Origin of the sequence: Halomonas sp. FeN2 (assembly GCF_020595105.1) — a bacterium.
Lineage (GTDB): Bacteria > Pseudomonadota > Gammaproteobacteria > Pseudomonadales > Halomonadaceae > Vreelandella > Vreelandella neptunia.
In genome coordinates this window covers 4,227,772-4,245,780 of record NZ_CP074200.1, presented here as the reverse complement: position 1 = coordinate 4,245,780, position 18,009 = coordinate 4,227,772, and the positions used below count along the sequence as shown (strand labels likewise).

At 55.7% G+C, this 18,009-nt stretch carries 16 protein-coding genes; 8 read left to right on the top strand and 8 right to left on the bottom strand.

Going from position 1 to position 18,009, the window contains the following annotated elements; all coding sequences use genetic code 11:
* Positions 1-6: 6 nt before the first annotated feature.
* The 6 genes from KF947_RS19495 to KF947_RS19470 form a co-directional block, all read right to left on the bottom strand.
* Complete coding sequence (locus KF947_RS19495; RefSeq protein ID WP_133730362.1) at positions 7-1,287, bottom strand: TRAP transporter large permease; 1,281 nt, start codon at positions 1,285-1,287, stop codon at positions 7-9.
* A 2-nt stretch (positions 1,288-1,289) separates the two neighbouring features.
* Positions 1,290-1,868 carry a TRAP transporter small permease gene (locus KF947_RS19490; RefSeq protein ID WP_133730361.1) on the bottom strand — a complete coding sequence of 193 codons (579 nt, stop codon included), beginning with the start codon at positions 1,866-1,868 and terminating at the stop codon, positions 1,290-1,292.
* A gap of 93 nt (positions 1,869-1,961) precedes the next feature.
* On the bottom strand, positions 1,962-2,930 hold the full coding sequence (locus KF947_RS19485; protein WP_227404866.1) for a TRAP transporter substrate-binding protein: 969 nt from the start codon (positions 2,928-2,930) through the stop codon (positions 1,962-1,964).
* A 70-nt stretch (positions 2,931-3,000) separates the two neighbouring features.
* Positions 3,001-4,029: a Zn-dependent oxidoreductase gene (locus KF947_RS19480; protein WP_227404865.1), complete on the bottom strand. Its 1,029-nt coding sequence runs from the start codon at positions 4,027-4,029 to the stop codon at positions 3,001-3,003.
* A 14-nt stretch (positions 4,030-4,043) separates the two neighbouring features.
* On the bottom strand, positions 4,044-5,255 hold the full coding sequence (gene manD / locus KF947_RS19475) for a D-mannonate dehydratase ManD (RefSeq protein ID WP_227404864.1): 1,212 nt from the start codon (positions 5,253-5,255) through the stop codon (positions 4,044-4,046).
* Entirely contained in the window at positions 5,252-6,013 is a 762-nt protein-coding gene (locus tag KF947_RS19470; protein WP_227404863.1) for a GntR family transcriptional regulator, read from the bottom strand. Before KF947_RS19470 ends, manD begins: the two co-directional genes overlap by 4 nt.
* Before the next feature lie 368 nt (positions 6,014-6,381).
* Between KF947_RS19470 and KF947_RS19465 the strand changes: the two genes are divergently transcribed.
* The 8 genes from KF947_RS19465 to KF947_RS19430 all read left to right on the top strand — a co-directional run bounded on the left by KF947_RS19465 (position 6,382) and on the right by KF947_RS19430 (position 15,616).
* The gene (locus KF947_RS19465) at positions 6,382-7,941 is read left to right on the top strand and encodes a GGDEF domain-containing protein (RefSeq protein ID WP_227404862.1); all 1,560 of its coding nucleotides are present in this window, start codon (positions 6,382-6,384) and stop codon (positions 7,939-7,941) included.
* 53 nt (positions 7,942-7,994) lie between these two features.
* Positions 7,995-8,660: an ABC transporter ATP-binding protein gene (locus KF947_RS19460; RefSeq protein WP_133730353.1), complete on the top strand. Its 666-nt coding sequence runs from the start codon at positions 7,995-7,997 to the stop codon at positions 8,658-8,660.
* Positions 8,657-11,158 (top strand): ABC transporter permease, encoded by a 2,502-nt coding sequence (locus KF947_RS19455; RefSeq protein WP_227404861.1) that lies wholly within the window; start codon positions 8,657-8,659, stop codon positions 11,156-11,158. The genes KF947_RS19460 and KF947_RS19455 overlap by 4 nt, the downstream gene beginning before the upstream one ends.
* Entirely contained in the window at positions 11,155-12,342 is a 1,188-nt protein-coding gene (locus KF947_RS19450) for a lipocalin-like domain-containing protein (RefSeq protein WP_227404860.1), read from the top strand. Before KF947_RS19455 ends, KF947_RS19450 begins: the two co-directional genes overlap by 4 nt.
* A gap of 115 nt (positions 12,343-12,457) precedes the next feature.
* Positions 12,458-13,378 (top strand): 3-keto-5-aminohexanoate cleavage protein, encoded by a 921-nt coding sequence (locus KF947_RS19445; RefSeq protein WP_227404859.1) that lies wholly within the window; start codon positions 12,458-12,460, stop codon positions 13,376-13,378.
* Positions 13,375-14,328 carry an L-carnitine dehydrogenase gene (locus tag KF947_RS19440; protein ID WP_133730349.1) on the top strand — a complete coding sequence of 318 codons (954 nt, stop codon included), beginning with the start codon at positions 13,375-13,377 and terminating at the stop codon, positions 14,326-14,328. The genes KF947_RS19445 and KF947_RS19440 overlap by 4 nt, the downstream gene beginning before the upstream one ends.
* A complete protein-coding gene (locus KF947_RS19435; protein ID WP_227404858.1) occupies positions 14,328-14,783 on the top strand; it encodes a thioesterase family protein in 456 nt (151 codons plus the stop codon). The genes KF947_RS19440 and KF947_RS19435 overlap by 1 nt, the downstream gene beginning before the upstream one ends.
* A gap of 14 nt (positions 14,784-14,797) precedes the next feature.
* Entirely contained in the window at positions 14,798-15,616 is an 819-nt protein-coding gene (locus tag KF947_RS19430) for an alpha/beta hydrolase fold domain-containing protein (protein WP_227404857.1), read from the top strand.
* Between the two features lie 321 nt (positions 15,617-15,937).
* Here KF947_RS19430 and KF947_RS19425 read toward each other — a convergent pair whose 3' ends face one another.
* Entirely contained in the window at positions 15,938-16,921 is a 984-nt protein-coding gene (locus KF947_RS19425; protein ID WP_227404856.1) for an ABC transporter substrate-binding protein, read from the bottom strand.
* 107 nt (positions 16,922-17,028) lie between these two features.
* A complete protein-coding gene (locus tag KF947_RS19420; RefSeq protein WP_227404855.1) occupies positions 17,029-18,009 on the bottom strand; it encodes a GlxA family transcriptional regulator in 981 nt (326 codons plus the stop codon).

Sequence of the window (18,009 nt, the reverse complement as noted above, 5' to 3'; positions counted from 1 at the left end):
CATCAACTACTCTCCCATCAGCAAGTTAGGCAACCAAAGCGAAATTGCGGGCACATAGGTCACCAGCAACAGCACCGCCAAGTTGCACAGCAAAAAAGGCACGATGGCTTTTGCCACCGCTAACATAGGTAACTTGCCAATCCCCGCCACCACGAATAGGCACACCCCCACCGGTGGTGTTGTCAGCCCAATCATCAGATTCAACACCGCAATGACTGCGAAGTGCACCGGGTCAACACCAACCCCCGTAGCCACACCCACCAAGGCAGGGAAAAGAATAATCAGCGCCGCAATGGTTTCCATAAAAGCGCCGACAAATAGCAGAATCAGGTTAAGAATCAGCAGGACAATTAGCGGGTTGTCACTAATAGAGAGAATAAGCGCAGCAATCATCTGCGGGATCTGTTCGCTGGTGAGTATCCAGCCAAACAGGTTGGCTAACCCCACCATCAGCAGAAGTGCCGACGAGGTTAATACAGTATCTGACAAAATCGCCGGAAGCTTTTTCCACGACAGGCCTTTATACACATACATGCCGACAACCAAGGCATAGAGACAAGCCACAATAGACGCTTCGGTGGGGGTAAAGAACCCGCCAATAATGCCGTAGAGAATAATCACGGTCATCAGCAGTGCCCAGAAGGCCGTTTTGGCTTCGCGCAGCAGCTGCAAAAACGGTACCCGCTGCTCTTTGGGATACCCACGCCGAACGGCCAGGATATACACCGTAACCATCATGGCGAGGCCCATTAGAAGCCCCGGCACTGCACCTGCCAGGAACATACGCCCGACTGAAATACCGCTGAGAGATCCGGCAATGATCATGGGAACACTGGGCGGTATAATCGGCCCAACGGTTGACGAAGCAGCGGTAACCGCAGCGGCAAACGGCTTGTCATAGCCTGAGCGAGCCATACCGGGGATCATCACCGAACCGATGCTGGCTGAATCCGCAACCGCCGTGCCGGAGATACCACCGAAAATCATCGACCCTGCCACATTGGCCAAGCCAAGACCACCGCGAATGTGACCTAACAAAGCATTGGAAAAACGCACAATATGATCAGTGATATTGCCCACATTCATTAAATTGCCGGCCAACACAAAGCCGGGGATACACAGCAGCACGAAGGTGTCGATACCCGCATACATGCGCTGCGGAACGATGGTTAATGAAATACCTTCAAGCAGCAGATAGGAGAGCGAGGCTAGCCCCAACGCAAACGCAATGGGCATTCCCACCAAGAGCAAAACCAAGAAAACGCTAAAGAGGATAATAACTTCCATGCTTACGACTCCTGAAGGGAGGCAGAGGAGCGACACATTGCGATAATTCCCTCAAGACATCCCAGCAAGCTGTAAACCAGGAGAAGCGCAAAGGTGACTACCGTTGAGAAAAAGATATACAGCATGGGAACATGCAGCGTTGGCGAGGTTTGCCAAGCGCCGTTTTGCGCATACTGCCAAGCGTAAGGCAGCACCAAAAAGGCAAACAAGCCAATCAGCCCACAGAGCAGCACTTGAACCGCCGCCTGTACGCGTGGCCCCAGCAGGTGATGGAAAAGCTCAACGCTGATGTTTCGGTTCTGTCGCAGCACCACACCAACAGATAGTGCCACCATATAAATAAATAGATAACGTGAGAGTTCTTCGGTCCAGGCTATCGAAAACGGCAAAAACAGCCGCGAACAAATTTGCAGCAGTACCGTGGCGGCAATCGCAATCAGCGCAGTAACGGCCAAGGTCAGAAAGCACGTGTCCACCCAGCCAATCATGCGCCCAATGGAACCTTTAAATTTAGGCACCGCCGACATTGAATCCAGACTCTCCAACGCTTCCTTTTCAAGCGTTTTTTGATCCGAGTTCATAACCGTATCCTCATGGGCAAGCTGCTTGTATCGTTAGAAAATGGACTGGCGTGTGCCAGCCCATCGTCATTACCAATTGACTAAAATCCGACCTTACAGGTCTTGGATAGCGTCAAAGAGTTCACGCTGCTCTTCGGTTAAAGCCTCAAGGACAGCAGGACGAGCTTTCTCTGCAAAGGCGTCGACATCTACTTCCACGAACTCCATTCCACGCTCCTGAAGCGCTTGCTCAAGGCGTGCCTGATCTTCAGTGAACAGCTCAGCTTCATATGCCTGCATCGTCTGAGCAGCATCGCGAACGACCTTCTGGAGCTCTTCAGGCATACTTTCCAACTGATTACGCCCAATAACGACATAGATCCAGCTACGCACATGACTAGTCATATTGACGTAATCCTGCACCTCATTGAAACTGGCACTTTCAATCAAGCTGAGCGGGTTTTCCTGGCCGTCAAGAACATTCTGTTGAAGCGCGGTAAACACTTCGCTAAAAGCCATCGGCGTGGGGCGAGCCCCCATTGCCTGCCAGGTATCCACGAATAACGGTACGTTTGGTACGCGTAAACGCAGCCCATCAAGCTCTTCCGGGCTGCGAATCGGCCGGTTAGATGTCAGTTCCCGAGGGCCCCGTTCAAACCATGCCAGCGGCACAAGCTTTGTGCGTTCGATGATTTGCTCTTCAATTTCAGCACCGATCTCGCCATTAACTACCTCATGCAAATGTTCGGAATCTCGGAAGGCATAGGGTACGGCCATCATCGCGGCTTTAGGCGCCCAGTTCTGTAAGCTTTCACCGGTAATGGTCATATCCGCGGTACCCAGCTGAATACCATTAATGATATCCATTTCATTTCCTAACTGCTCACTGGGGTAGAGGCGTACCTCAATCTGGCCATCTGAATTTGCTTCGACTTCCTCTTTGAACTTCTCGGCGGCCTGGTGCCAAATATTCTGCTCATTGGCTAAATGGCCAAAACGCAGGGTGAAATCTGCCGCCATTAATGAGTGGCTGCCTAGCATTGCAGCTCCAATAACAGCGCTGGTGATAAGTTGTTTGATCATTGTCTTTCTCCTACACATGGATGTTGTTAATTATTGATTGCGGCTGTTAATTGCGCGCGGGTTGGCGTGGTTACCCTTCAGCACTGATTTGAATCAGTACCTTACGGGCCTCTTCTGGCCGATGATCAAGCATGTCAATGGCACTGGGCATGTCGATTAGCGGCACCCGATGGCTAACTAACGCCAACGGATCCAGCTGACCACCTGCCATTAGCTCAAGCACCTCCGGAAACTTACGGTTGTTGAGACGCGACCCCACCAGGGTCAGCTCTTTCTTAATCACTTCTAACTGCACTAGCTCGCTGGGCTGAACGCTAAAGCCCAACAGGCCGATGCGTCCTGCAGGAGACGCTAAACGCAGCATTTGCGGTACCAGCGCTGGCACGCAGGCCGCATCGGCAATCAGCGGTACGCCTTCACCCTGGGTTAAGGCAAGTACCTCTTTTTCCACATCCTGCTCGCGGCTATTCAATACCTGCGTTGCCCCAAGCTGTTTTGCCGCCACTAATCGCTCATTAATAACATCAGTGACGATGACCTCTTCGATCCCCTTAGCCAAGGCCATTTGCAGGATCGTAAGGCCAATAACGCCGGCGCCCAGAATCATTAGCCGATCACCCGGGTGGGGCTGCATGCGATCAAGCACGTTGGCGGCAATGGTGTACGGCTCAACCAGGGCAGCCGCGTCTAGCCCAATATGCTCGGGCAGGTGGTGCACGTTAGCCGCGGGGACAGCAACAAACTCTTCAAAACCACCATCGCGATGCACGCCAATCACTTTAAGCGAACTGCACACGTTGGGACGGCCAATCCGGCAGGGATAGCACTCACCACAGCTGATAACGGGGTCAATGCACACGCGATCCCCAACAGCTACGTCAGCCACCCCTTCCCCTACCGCTTCCACTACCCCGGCGAACTCATGGCCGGTGATGCGCGGAAAGCGCACAAAAGCGTTGTCGCCATGGATAATGTGCATATCCGACCCGCAGATACCGGCAAATGCTACGCGTACCAGCGCTTCACCAGCGGCTACCTTGGGCGGATCAACTTCCGCGACCTGGTAGTCATGGGGCGCCTTTACTTGAAATGCTTTCATTTAGATGGACTCCTTCACCAGTGCCACAAGGTGCCGTCTTCTAAACGGTTCACCGGCAGGCTGGCGCGTTTATAGGGGTACTGTTTGGCTAACTGTTCATCGATATCGACGCCATGCCCCGGCTTTTCACCAACAATGAAATGCCCATCTTCAAAGCGATAATCGTGGGGGAAGACCTCGTCAGCAGCGCTGGTATGCGGCATGTACTCCTGGATGCCGAAGTTGGGTACCCAGGTATCAAAGTGAATCGCCGCGCCCAGGCAAACCGGCGAAAGATCCGTTGGCCCGTGGAAGCCGGTACGCACGTGATAAAGACCCGCTAAATCGGCGATGCGGCGTACATGGGTGATCCCCCCCGCATGGGTTAGGGTGGCGCGGATATAGTCGATCCACTGATTTTCAATTAGCGCTTTGGCGTCATACAGGCTGTTAAAGACTTCGCCCACCGCCAATGGCGTGGTGGTGTGCTGGCGAATAAGACCAAACGCCTCCTGATTCTCAGCCGGTACGCAGTCCTCGAGCCAAAATAAATGAAAGGGCTCCACTTCTTTGCCTAAACGGGCGGCCTCAATGGGCGTCAGGCGGTGATGAACATCATGTAGCACGTGTAAATCATCGCCAAAACGCTCACGCACGGCGGCAAACAACTTGGGTACATGGTTTAAGTATTTGCTGGTACTCCAAACGTGCTCCGCGGGCAGCTCGGCATCGGCTGGCTCATATGGCTCGCCATCTTTTTTGGCAACCCCATAAATACTGGCAATGCCTGGCACACCCGCCTGAACGCGCACGGCTTTGTAACCCTCATCAACATGACGGGCGACCTCCTCCAGGCATGCTTCAATATCCCGCCCTGTGGCATGGCCATAAACCATCACTCGGTCACGGCTCTTGCCACCCAGCAATTGGTACAACGGCATGCCTGCAAGTTTCGCTTTGATGTCCCAAAGCGCCATGTCTACAGCGGCAATCGCGCTCATTGTGACAGGCCCACGCCGCCAGTAAGCGCCCCTATAAAGGTAGTGCCAGATATCTTCAATACGCTGAGGATCACGTCCGATTAACGCCGGGATCACGTGCTCCTCCAGGTAGGCCACTACGGCCATTTCGCGGCCGTTTAGCGTGGCATCGCCAATGCCATACTCACCCCGATCGGTCACAATCTTGAGCGTCACAAAATTGCGCCCCGGAGAGGTCACAATGGTATAAGCCTGTTCGATCTTCATTGGATCGTCTCCTGCTTCAAAACTGGGTTTTCTTGTTCTTCAAACCGTTGATTTTCTTGACCTTCAAACATGGCAGGGAAACGACGAACCAGGTCGGGCATAGAGACCAAAATTTCACGCAAATGCAGCGCCATTGTCTCTTCAGCCTGCTGAGCGTCCCGCGCCTCAATGGCAGCAACGATGCGCGCATGCTGATCCACAAGCCGTTCCAGCGGAGTACTATGGGGCACACTGAGGTAGCGTACCCGGTCAAGCTGGGCACGGACTTCTTCGATGACTTTCCATGCAGCGTGCTGCTTCACCCCCAGTGAAAGCGTGCGGTGAAAAGATTCATCAAGGCGGTAAAAACGCTCGTTATCATTAGGCTCAATACAGCGACGCTGCCGTGCTAACAGATCATGCAAATCTGTTAGCACTGCTGAACCAAGGCCTTTTTCGGCCGCCAGCCTCACCACGGCAACCTCAACCGCTTCACGTACAAATCGCGCCTCAAGCACCGCTCGCTGCGATATCTTGACCACATAGGTGCCGCGCTGAGGTTTCACCTCCACCAGGCCCGCTTCAGAGAGCCTGATAAAAGCTTCCCGCACCGGCTGACGACTCACAGAAAAGGTGTCGGCAAGCTCCTTTTCCGACAGTGCCTGCCCCGGGGCCAGTACCACCTGAATAATCGATTGCCTCAGCACATGAAATAGCCGCTGGCGAACCGACTCCCCTTCATGGGTTTCCTGCCATAGCGTTTGTAATGTCGTGTGCATTGCAACTAATCCTAATAAAGAAGTTCATGGCGGCATGGGCCACAACTGATATGACTAGTATGGTAGTTAGATGAAAATAAAAAAAGTCTTCGTGGTTTACTCTTTAGTCGCACAAGGGGTCGAACTGTTCAATGATCAATTTCGCACCTAGTTTTAAGAAAATATTACATAACACTATGGTTTAGCGTACATTTTGTACTATTGCTCAATAAATTGGCTGGCATTTATATGTAGGTATTTAACAAGCTAATCGCCTAAGATGGTTTGATACAAACGAATGAACACCAAGATCGCTACACGATGTGGCAAACGTTATAGAACAGCTAAGGCTGGGGCTGCTGCGAGCCAATAAGACTCAGGAGAGAAGAATGCGGGCCATTCAGACAAAGGATAATTCGAAAGACTTAGTCTTATCGACTGAATTACCTGCATTCTTGATAGCTGACCTAGTCAACTGCCCGACGCTGCCCACGCTGCCTTCGGTCGCTATCAACATTTTGAAAATAGCCCGCACCGAACACCCTTCCGTAAACGAGTATGCCAATGCCATCGAGCGTGACCCCGCCTTGACCATACGTATCATTACCCTTGCCAATAGCGCCTTTTTCTCGCGTAGCCATATAAAGGTGCACTCGTGCCAGGAAGCGACGGCCCGCCTGGGTTTAGACACCACCCTGGCAGCGGTAATGAGTTTCAGCCTGCTGCAAAGTAGGGGAGTAGACGTTCATTACCAGCGTGTGTGGATGCGCTCCATCATTGCCTCGTTAGCAGCACGTTACCTTGCCACCCGCCTTTGCCCCGATATGACAGGGCCTGTGTTTACGGCGGCTTTGCTCCAAGACATTGGCATCATGGCATTACGGGCAACATACCCTAAAGAGAGCAATAATTTATATTTGGAAACCGCCCTATCCCATCGGCAACTATCAGAGTCTGAGCAGCGGCTTTTTGGCTGCGATCATTCTCAAGTAGGCGCTTGGCTTGCCGCTAAGTGGGGAGTTCCAACACCGCTTGCTCAGCGAATCGGTGATAGTCATGGCGAATACGACATTACCACCCCCGATAAGATGTGCGTTCAACTATCAGGCCCCATCGCCGATGCCTGGCTCTCACCCCACCCAGCGCAGGCGCTAATGGCCGTTGTGCGAGAATTTGAAACCTATCAGGGCGCCCACGCGATATCTTTACGGCATTTGCTAGAGAGTATTCAGGAACGGTTGCCAGCGCTGGCGGACATGCTGCAAATGACGGCCCCTCCTTTGCAGAATAACGAATCGCTACTGGCCGAGGCCCAACAACTGTTGTTCCAACAAACGTTACAGCTCAGAGCGCGCCTTGATACGCACCAAGCGGAACTCACCTCTCTCCGCCAGCGTCAAGACGAGTTAGAAGAGCGCTCGCGAACAGACATGCTCACCGGCCTTGCCAACCGATCCTGGCTTGAAGAGCAGATGCATAAGCGCTTTGTACTATGCCAGGAACAGTCTCGCACCATGTCAGTGGTATTTATTGACCTTGACCATTTTAAGAAGCTTAACGATCAATACGGCCATCAAATGGGCGACAATGTGCTGCAAAAATTCGGCAAAACGCTACAGCTGATTATTCGTGAAGGCGACCTTGCCGGGCGCTGGGGCGGCGAAGAGTTTCTCATCGTTTTACCAGAAGAAGATGCACAGGCAGCCAAGGTATTCGCCAAGCGAATTGCCGAGCACCTGGAAATAACACCCATGGCACACGATGATCAGGATCCAATTCATGTATCTGTCTCCATCGGTATCGCCTGTTTAGCTGACGGCGGATTCGGCAGTGCTGATGAGCTCGTTGATGCGGCTGATAAAAGCATGTACTTCATCAAGCACACAGGGCGCGGCGGCATAGCGGTATACGGAGATCGTGGCGCCTCAGTTACGCCTATTAACGACTAGCCCTTTCATTACCCTCATCAAGACCCCTCTATAGCAATATATGAGTACTCCCTATGCTGGAACTTCGTCAGGTACATAAAACCTTCGTGACGCCACAAGGCCCATTGAAGGTGCTTGAAGATGTCTCCCTGCGCTTGGCCGCGGGGCAAAGTCTGGCACTAATGGGGGAATCAGGCAGCGGCAAATCCACTCTGCTGCATCTTGCCGCCGGATTAGATCTTCCCGACCAAGGTGTCATTACCCTCGGAGGCCAGAATGTCGAGTCACTCCCCGAGCCCACACGCGCCAAGCTACGCCGCGAGCAATTGGGCTTGGTCTTCCAGCAGTTTCATTTAGTCCCCAGCTTAACGGTGATCGACAATCTGCGCTTACAGGCGCGCTTAGCCCATCGCGACGATGCCGACTGGGCAGACCACTTGATTGAGCGGCTTGGGCTGAGTGGCATGGAAAAACGTTACCCGGAACAGCTCTCTGGCGGGCAGCAGCAGCGCTTAGCCATTGGCCGCGCCCTGGCGCCGCGCCCGCCTCTGCTGCTGGCCGATGAACCCACAGGCAATTTGGATGAAACCACCGCAGCTGAGGTGCTTGAACTGCTATTGAGCCTGGTTCGCGAAACTCAGTGCGCCCTGCTGATCGTCACCCACAGCCCCCAAGTGGCGGCACCGCTTGACCGTTGCCTATGCCTGAGCCACGGCCGTCTACTAGACGCGGCACCATGACTCGGGTGCTATCCACGCTACTTAGCCACTACCGGCGTCACCCCGGGCAGCTAATAATGCTGCTGCTCGGCTTATGGGTGGCTAGCGCCCTATGGAGTGGTATCCAGGCGATCAACGCCACCGCTCGCGACAGCTACGCTCGCGCCGATGCGCTGTTTGACACCCAGCTGGATCAACTTGAGCGGCGCGATGGCATGCCATTCAGTCGTGCCGAGTATCACGCCTTGCGCCAAGCAGGCTTGCCCGTTTCGCCCATGCTAGAGGGTGAAGTCTTTACCCAAGATGGCGCCCGGCTAACCCTGATCGGCATTGACCCACTGACCCTTTCCAGCGATAACGCTCTGGCTCAAGCCAACACCTCAGCGTCGTTAAGCGACTTTCTGAGGCCCCCGTGGCAAACACGTATAGCGCCTGACGCCCTGGCAGCCCTTGGGAAAGCGCATGAAAACGCATCGGGTGCCACCCCGACCTTGGCAGATGGCAAAGCGCTACCGCCGCTCGTTTTAGCACCAGCGCTCCCGCCGGACACGCTGATCATGGATATTGCGGCGGCGGCGCGATTGCTTGAAAGCGGCGACGAGATTACGCGCGTTGTGGCGGCACCGGGAGCTCTCGCTGAAGCGCCCACCGGATTAACGCTCACTCGCGCCACCACTCTCGCCTCCCCCGGTCAACTTACCGAGAGCTTTCACCTAAACCTTACCGCGCTGGGGCTACTTGCCTGGGTCGTGGGGCTATTCATCGTTCAAGCAGCGCTAGGGCTAGCATTGGAGCAACGCCTGGGCATGCTGCGCACCCTGCGGGTACTGGGTGTATCAGGGCGCAGTTTAGTGCTAGCGCTCAGCTTAGAGCTGCTTCTGCTCGGTTTGATCGGAGCGCTTGCCGGCATTGCCAGCGGTGTATTGCTGGCACGCTCGTTACTGCCCGATGTCGCAGCAACCCTAGGCTCACTTTATGGCGCAGGCGTGGGGCAAGAGCTCAACCTGCCCTGGCATTACTGGGTCGGCGGGCTGGCGGTTAGCCTTGCCGGACTGCTGCTGGCGGGCAGCGGCGTGCTATGGCGCGCGGCCCGCTTAAACATGTTGGAGTTAGGCCAGATGCAGGCCTGGCGTAGCGGTTACCGCCGCCAATTATCGCTAATGAGCATCGGCGGCGCCCTCGCCTTGAGTAGTGCGCTAGCGCTGTATGGCTGGCTTCGCTTTCAGCCCCCTGGCGATGGATTAGTTACAGGCTTTACGCTGGTAGCCACGCTGCTGTTGGCTAGCGCACTGTGGTTGCCGCCCTTTTTAGCACTGCTACTAAAAATGCTGGCACACCTAGCCCGGCGACGCCCGCTTACTCACTGGGCACTGGCGGATATGCAGCTTCAGCTACCCAGGCTGTCACTGGCCATGATGGCACTCCTTATCGCCTTGGCGACCAATCTGGGGGTCGGTAGCATGGTCGGTGGCTTTCGCCTGACGTTTTTAGACTGGCTCGATCAGCGCTTGGTAGCTCCCCTCTATTTAAATGCCCCCAGTGAGCAATATGCGGATATTGATGCTTGGCTGGATGAACGCCCGGAGGTCTTCGAGCGCCTCCTCACTCGGCGCAGCGATGCAACCCTGCAGACTGCCACTACGCAGGAAGGCAGCCGCTCTTTAGGCACGCCTATCGAGCTTTACGGCATTACCCCTGGCGAATCACTCACTCCGCACTGGCCACTGCTGGCAACCCAACAAGATCGCGCCTCTGCCTGGGCAGCCTTTGAAGATGGTGCAGTTTTTGTTAACGAACAACTTGCCAACGCAGAGAACCTCTCCCCCGGCGACCGGCTAACCCTAAGCGCGCCGGGCGCCAATGAAACGCTGACCATCTCCGCTATTTATCCCGACTACGGCAACCCCAGCGGTCAGGTGCTGATGGCATCGCCCCAGCTAGCCGCTCGTTTTGATGCACCACCTAGCTCCATGGGGTTAGTGCTGAGTAACGAGGCTGATGTAGATACCCTGCGAGCTGCCCTGCTCGAACGCTTTGACCTCGGCAGTGATGCGCTGAGCGATCAACGCGAGATCAAGCGTATCGCCACCGAGATTTTTGAGCGTACCTTTACCATCACCCGCGCCCTCAATGGTTTGACCCTGGCGGTAGCAGCCCTTGCACTGTTCACCAGTCTGCTGGCACAGGCACGCAGCCGACGCCAACAGCTAGCGCCGCTATGGGCACTGGGCGTTCCCCGGACACAGCTGGCCCAATTGAACCTGGCCCAATTGGGCGGCACCGCCTTGGTTACCGGCCTGCTGGCCATTCCGCTGGGTATTGCGATTACCTGGGGATTAGTAGCGATCATTAATGTGGCCGCCTTCGGCTGGCGACTACCGCTCTATCTATTTCCTGGGGAAATGGCCGTTACCCTGGCCACCGCCGTTGGCGTGGCACTATTGGCAGCGGCTCTGCCCACACTGCGTTTCTGGCGCGCCTCACCGCGGGCCTTACTGGCGGAAGAGGCAAATCAATGAGCTTACGTCGTTACTTACGCCCCTGCCTACTTATCGGCGTGTTACTGACGCTTTACGGCTGTGGCGAAGAGAATCAAACCGAAACCAACAGCACAGGCTTTGCCGGTTTAGGGCAAGACGCCGACGGATTTGAGCATGCCCAGCCCAGCCAAACGCTCATTTTTCCGCAGGATCATTCCGCCCATCCGGATTACCGTATCGAATGGTGGTATTTAACCGCTAATTTAGAAGACGCCGACGGTAAGCCACTCGGCCTGCAGTGGACGCTCTTTCGCCAGGCCCTGATGCCACCCAGCGAACGCCCTGCACCGACGCCTTGGGCAGCCGATCAACTCTGGATGGCCCATATGGCGATCTCCCAAGGCGAGCAGCATCAGGTGGCCGAACGTTTTGGGCGCAGCCACTCCCAAGCCGAACCTTCTCAACTCAACGATGCCCAGGCCGGTGTCATTGCAAGTCCGTTCCACGCTTGGCTAGACGACTGGCAGCTTAAAACGAATGAAGAAGCATACGGCACCGATTTTGATCATCTCACGCTAACCGCTTACAGCGGTGAAGATGAATCGCGTTTTGGCTATACGCTGGAACTGACTGCCGAAGGCCCTCTAGTGCTACACGGCGAAGAGGGTTTTAGCCAGAAAGCCGCCAATGGCCAGGGCTCCATGTACTACAGCCAGCCCTTCTGGCAAATAAACGGCGAAGTCACCATTAATGGCGAGACAAAAGCCGTTAGCGGGCACGGCTGGTTGGATCGTGAGTGGAGTAGTCAATTGCTTGATGCCCGCCAATCAGGCTGGGACTGGTTCTCGATCCACCTTGATGACGGCCATAAGCTGATGGCATTTCAGCTACGCGGTGGTGGTGATGATGGCAGCGCAGGGGTAGAACATAACGCAGACTACCGCTCAGGCACCTGGATTACCCCCCAAGGCGACGCCACCCCCTTAGCAACCGATGACATTACACTGACACCGCTGGTAACGTCGGCTGTCGCCGGTCGCAATGTGCCCACCCAATGGCGACTGGAAATACCGTCAGTGGCGATCGATATCATTGTTGACGCGCCCCATGCCAACCGCTGGATGACTACCAGCGTGCCCTACTGGGAAGGCGAAGTGGTGGTCAATGACCGCGCCAGCGGCGAACCGCTTGGCGAAGGCTATTTGGAAATGACCGGGTATTAATTAGCCAAGATCAAAAACCGCATATTCTGTATAGCGAATGTCGCTTTATGACAACTATTGTCTGCACACCGCGACACACTAGTAAGCGAATAAACTGCTGACTAGAGAGCACGCCATGAACCGCAATGTCATTCTCACCTGTGCCGTGACGGGCGCGGGAGACACCACCGCAAAAAATCCCAATGTGCCTGTTACACCCAAGGCCATTGCAGCTTCCTGCATTGAAGCGGCGCGTGCCGGGGCCAGCATCGCCCATATCCACGTTCGCGACCCGCAAACCGGCGGCATCAGCCACTCTTCTGAGCAGTTCCGCGAAGTAATGGAGCGCGTACGTGAAGCCGATGTGGATATCGTGATGAACATCACCGCTGGCGGCGGCGGCGACTGGATACCCGATGCCACCGATCCCACCCGCGGCGGCCCAGGCACCGATATCCAAACGCCCGCTGAACGTCATGCGCCGGTCGGCGAGCTGCTCCCCGAGCTGTGCACGCTGGACTGCGGCAGCCTCAATTTTGGCGATATGGTCTACGTAAACCCTGCGGACTGGCTGCGCGAGCACGCCCGCCTGGTTCAGGCCGCCGGCGTTAAGCCGGAATTGGAGTGCTTTGACCTTGGCCACGTCTGGTTTGCCCGCCAGCTTCAGCAAGAGGGCTTGATCGACGGCGACCCGCTCTATCAGCTCTGTCTGGGTATTCCCTGGGGTGCCGAAGCGGACACCGAAACGATGCTGGCCATGCGCAACAAACTACCCGCCAACGCTAACTGGGCAGCCTTCGGCATTGGTCGCCATCAAATGCCCATGGTCGCCCAAGCGGTACTGCTGGGTGGCCACGCTCGGGTTGGGTTGGAAGATAACCTGTTTTTAGAGAAAGGCGTGCTGGCTAACAACGGCCAACTGGTCGAGAAAGCCTCGACCATTATTGAAAACCTCGGCGCCCGAGTAATGACGCCTGCAGAAACCCGCACTCATCTCAAACTACGCGACCCGATGACCGGACGTACCATGGGTAACGCAGCCGGAGGTGATGTATGAGCCGCTTAGCTGTTATTGGTACCGGCGTGATTGGAAACGGCTGGATTGCCCGCGCCCTCGCCCAGGGGTGGGACGTCGTGTCCTTTGACCCAGATCCCAAAGCGCCAGCGCGTACTCAAGCGTTTATCGACAATGCCTGGCCCTCGTTAACCCAGCTCGGTTTAGCACCCGATGCTAACCCTGAGCGGTTAACCTTTGCAGATACGATTGAAAAAGCCGTGGATGGCGCTGACCTGATTCAGGAAAACGTGCCCGAGCGCCTACCGCTAAAGCAAGAAATTTTAGCCGCGATTGACGCTGCTGCCCCACCGGACATCATTATTGGCTCGTCTACCTCCGGCTTTAAGCCCACCGACCTGCAGCAGCAGTGCCAACAAGCGCCTGGGCGCGTGATCGTCGCTCACCCCTTCAACCCGGTGTATTTACTGCCCTTGGTAGAGCTGGTTGGCGGAGAGACCACCCAATCCATGCAGATCGCCAGCGCCCAAAGGCTGTATCAGGCCCTCGCCATGCGCCCACTGGTGGTTCGCCGTGAAATTGAGGGCCACATCGCCGACCGCTTAATGGAAGCGCTATGGCGGGAAGCTCTGCATCTGGTTAACGATGGCGTGGCGACCACCGAAGAGATCGATGCTGCCGTGGTTTACGGCTGTGGACTTCGTTGGCCGTTGATGGGCACGTTCTTAACCTTCCACCTAGCGGGCGGCGAGCCAGGCATGCGCCATATGCTAGAGCAGTTTGGCCCAGCGCTAAAACTGCCCTGGACAAAGCTGGAGGCCCCGGAACTCACCGACGAACTGATTGATAAAGTCGTCGAGGGGTGTGAGCATCAAGCGGCAGGACGTTCAGTGGCTACGCTCGACCGGCGCCGAGATGACTTTTTAGTCGAGCTGCTCGAGGTAGTGCAAAAATATTGGCCGGAAGCCGAAGGCTTACAGGGGCGCATTTAATGATTATTTATGAAACCCACGTCGCTCCCGAGTGGGTCGACTACAACGGGCATATGAACGACGCGGAGTACGCCCGCGTCTTCTCTCTAGCCTGCGAGGCGCTTATCGACACCATTGGGTTGGATGAAGCGGGCCGTGAACACTATGGCTACACGATCTATACCCTGGAAACGCATCTCTGCTACCGCCGTGAGGCCCACCAAGGCCAAGCGTTGAACGTCAACCTGACGCTACTGGATAGCGACGCAAAGCGCCTGCACGTCTTTTTCACCCTGTTCGATGACGAAGATAACCTGATAGCCACCAGCGAACAGATGTTGATGGGCATGAAACAAGCCTCTGGGCGCCCAAGCCCGTTTCCAGAAGCGGTCGCAAATCGCGTGACAGAACTACCCCAAGCCCATAAAGACGCCTGGCCGGAGCTTGCTGGCCGCACCATCGGCATTCGACGCTAAGGGTCACAACAAAGATGAACGTAGACGCCTTTATCCAGCGCTTTAGCGCCGGGCTGGAAAAGATGGAGGAGCTGTCATTACCTCAAGCACGGCGCACCTACGTTGAGCTTTGCCAAACGTTCGCCCCGCCCGACCCAGCCGGGATGCAGATCGAAAATAGCGCTTTGGGTGGTGTTAGCGTGCGCCGTTTTACTCCCCAGCAGCAAACGCCCGGCTGCGTGCTGTTTATCCATGGCGGCGGTTTTACCATCGGCTCAGCGGAGAGCCACCATGGCCCCGCCGCCAGCTTGGCCCAGATGCTTGAGCGTGAAGTGGTAAGCGTTAACTATCGGCTGGCACCAGAGGTAGATTACCCCACCATGTTGGCAGACTGCCGTACGGTGTTAGAAGCGATTTATCCTGTTGCGCTGGTGGGTGACAGCGCGGGCGGGCGATTAGCCATTGACCTTGCCCATCAGCAGAATGAAGCGCCGCCACTAGGCTTGATCTACCCAACTGTTGGCCCGCTTTCCCTTGAATGCTTGGGAGAAGATGCGCCGCTACTTACACGCGACGACGTGCTCAGCATTCGCCAACAGTGTCCTGACATCATTGCTACTCAGCGGGATCGCCACCCGCCTGCCGCAAGCATTGAAATGCTGACCGTGGAGAAGGATCCACTGACACTCCCCATCGAAGCCGCAATAGCCAATTGGCGTGAGGAAGGTGCCTCGGTAGGCTATCGCTGCGCCCCGAACATGGTTCATGCCGCCCTTCACGCCCACGCGCTGCTACCCGATATGAGTGTCGCCTGGCAGGACTTTTGCCAACAACTAAAACAGCGCCTTAATTAGGCGCTGTTTGGCGTTAATCACAGCTTAGGCTTTACGAGCCGTGCTATTAACGAATAACTATTAGGCTCTTCGTCATTCGGTATGGAATTATTTCTGCCAGTCTGACAGTTGACCTGTGGGAGGTAGCTTTAGCTCGCGACCGTTTAGGCTGCCAGCCTGACAACACCGGGGTACCTTCGGTACCCTTCGCCGAAGTGTCGGACCACCGCTGGAAGCTGCCTGCCACAACAGACAGTTGGCTTGGTGGTTTCTGTCTGAACCGTGAAACACAAAATGTGCCGGTTACTATTAAATCCACATTAGATGACGAATAACCAACTATTAAGAGTCGAACTGGGCTCGCACCTGCTCAATGGCGGGTTCGCCATCGCGGGTTTCAACACCCTCCAGCCACTCGGCAACGGTATCCAGGTTGTTTCCAATCCACTCATTAGCCACTTCATCCGCCGGGCGCTCTTCGTAGCTGTACTCGTGTACCCAATCGTTCTGGTCTTCGATATCGATCACGTACTGCGAAAGGAAACGGTGAACCTCAGGCGCTTCTTCCGCCAGGCTGGCAGGCGTAATCGTCCATACCGTGCTTTCAATGGAGGCCACGCCCGCATCATCGCTATCGGCTAAATAGGCCAGATCGAAGCTCACGTTCATCCAGTGAGGCTCCCAACCAACAAAGGTAACCCACTCTTCATCGGCCATTTTTTGCTCAGCCTGGGCCAGCATCGCCGAAGTGGAGCTTTCGCGGAGCTGCCAATCGCCCAGCCCCGCAAGATCATTATCGATGGCATTGAGAATCGCATCGTTAATACCGGTGCCCGCTTCAATGCCCTGGATTTCACCATCGAAACGGTCGTGATGTTCTGCCAGCTCAGCCACCGTGGTGACGCCTGCATCGTAAACATACTGGGGAACCACTAGCCCGGAATTGGCGCCGCGAATATTGGAAACCACTTTTTCGACCTTGCCGTCGGCCACTAAGGGCTCGACCATATCGGTCTGAACGGGATACCAGCCGCCTAAATAGATTTCCAAGTCGTTCTGCGATAAGCCTTCGAGGATCACGCTCACGGCTAAATCTTGCTGACGGGTCTCGTACCCCATGGCCTCAAGTAGCTGGGCCGCCACTTCAGACTTTACCGTCACCCCAGGCCACGGCGGCACCCCAAAGCGCAGTTCATCAAGCTCTGCCATGGCGGGAGTGGCTGCAAACGCAGCGAGTAAAAATCCCGCTGTCAACGACAGCGTCTTGGTAGTGGTAGGGTTGGTAGTGGCAGAGCTAGTGGTGGCGAAGCTAGTTGTGACCGACATTTGGCTAAACCTCTTTATTAGTTGGGTTTAGCTAGTATGCGCGGCTACCCTCCCATCACTAGACATTAAGCGACGCTTATCAGACATTAGGCGACATCTATTGCGCTTTAAAGGTCTTTGCCCGCGATGGCAGAACGCACCTGCCGAGGCGAGTAGCCGTAATGCGCCCGAAACGTACGCGCAAAGCTCGACGACGAACTAAACCCACAGGCCACGCCTACTTCTAATACCGCTAAGTCAGTCTCGGCCAGCAGCCGCTGGGCACGCTTAACGCGCAGCTGCAAATACCATTGACGCGGGGTCACGTTTAGCTCCTGCTCAAACAGACGCTGCAACTGGCGCACCGACACCTCTACTTGGCTGGCTATCTCGTCAAGCGGGAGCGGTTCTTCCAGGTTCTGCTCCATGAGCGCAACCGCCTCCACAACGCGCCGGTTATGCGTGCCTAAGCGCTTCACCAACGCCATGCGCTGCTGATCACTGCGGGTGCGAATCCGGTCATGGATCAGTTGCTCGGAGACATCGATGGCCAACTTTGCGCCATGGCGCCGGGCAATCAATTCCAGCGCCATATCCATCGCCGCTGCCCCACCCGCACAGGAGAAGCGCCGCTCGCCCAGCTCGTAAAGCTCATCGGTCGTATCAATTCCCGGAAAGCGCTCACGAAACGCGGGCAGGCTCTCCCAGTGCAGTGCCACCCGCTCGTGTTTTAACAATCCTGTCGCGGCAAGCAAAAATGCCCCGGTATCGATGCCGCCTAAACAGCAGCCTGCCTGATCCAATTGATGAAGCCAGGCCATTAACGGCCGGGTAAGATGCGCCTCGGGAGTAAAGCCGCTGCATACCGCCAGCGAAGGCAAATGATGTACATCCGCCGTCGCTTGATCGGCCATCAGCGTCATGCCGTTAGACGCCGTTACCGGCCCGCCGTCAGCGCTGATCAACGTCCAGTCGAACAGCGGGCGATGGGCAATGCGGTTGGCAATCCGCAGCGGCTCCACCGCCGCAAAGAACGCCATCATCGAATACTGCGGCAGTAGCAAAAAACCCACCATTTCAGGCAGCGGGCCCTGGTAACTAAGACGCAT

Bases quoted from the DNA above. Each gene is read 5' to 3' on its own strand.
- KF947_RS19495 (WP_133730362.1), bottom strand. From the start codon at position 1,287: ATGGAAGTTATTATCCTCTTTAGCGTTTTCTTGGTTTTGCTCTTGGTG.
- KF947_RS19490 (WP_133730361.1), bottom strand. From the start codon at position 1,868: ATGAACTCGGATCAAAAAACGCTTGAAAAGGAAGCGTTGGAGAGTCTG.
- KF947_RS19485 (WP_227404866.1), bottom strand. From the start codon at position 2,930: ATGATCAAACAACTTATCACCAGCGCTGTTATTGGAGCTGCAATGCTA.
- KF947_RS19480 (WP_227404865.1), bottom strand. From the start codon at position 4,029: ATGAAAGCATTTCAAGTAAAGGCGCCCCATGACTACCAGGTCGCGGAA.
- manD (WP_227404864.1), bottom strand. From the start codon at position 5,255: ATGAAGATCGAACAGGCTTATACCATTGTGACCTCTCCGGGGCGCAAT.
- KF947_RS19470 (WP_227404863.1), bottom strand. From the start codon at position 6,013: ATGCACACGACATTACAAACGCTATGGCAGGAAACCCATGAAGGGGAG.
- KF947_RS19465 (WP_227404862.1), top strand. From the start codon at position 6,382: ATGCGGGCCATTCAGACAAAGGATAATTCGAAAGACTTAGTCTTATCG.
- KF947_RS19460 (WP_133730353.1), top strand. From the start codon at position 7,995: ATGCTGGAACTTCGTCAGGTACATAAAACCTTCGTGACGCCACAAGGC.
- KF947_RS19455 (WP_227404861.1), top strand. From the start codon at position 8,657: ATGACTCGGGTGCTATCCACGCTACTTAGCCACTACCGGCGTCACCCC.
- KF947_RS19450 (WP_227404860.1), top strand. From the start codon at position 11,155: ATGAGCTTACGTCGTTACTTACGCCCCTGCCTACTTATCGGCGTGTTA.
- KF947_RS19445 (WP_227404859.1), top strand. From the start codon at position 12,458: ATGAACCGCAATGTCATTCTCACCTGTGCCGTGACGGGCGCGGGAGAC.
- KF947_RS19440 (WP_133730349.1), top strand. From the start codon at position 13,375: ATGAGCCGCTTAGCTGTTATTGGTACCGGCGTGATTGGAAACGGCTGG.
- KF947_RS19435 (WP_227404858.1), top strand. From the start codon at position 14,328: ATGATTATTTATGAAACCCACGTCGCTCCCGAGTGGGTCGACTACAAC.
- KF947_RS19430 (WP_227404857.1), top strand. From the start codon at position 14,798: ATGAACGTAGACGCCTTTATCCAGCGCTTTAGCGCCGGGCTGGAAAAG.
- KF947_RS19425 (WP_227404856.1), bottom strand. From the start codon at position 16,921: ATGTCGGTCACAACTAGCTTCGCCACCACTAGCTCTGCCACTACCAAC.
- KF947_RS19420 (WP_227404855.1), bottom strand. From the start codon at position 18,009: ATGCGTCTTAGTTACCAGGGCCCGCTGCCTGAAATGGTGGGTTTTTTG.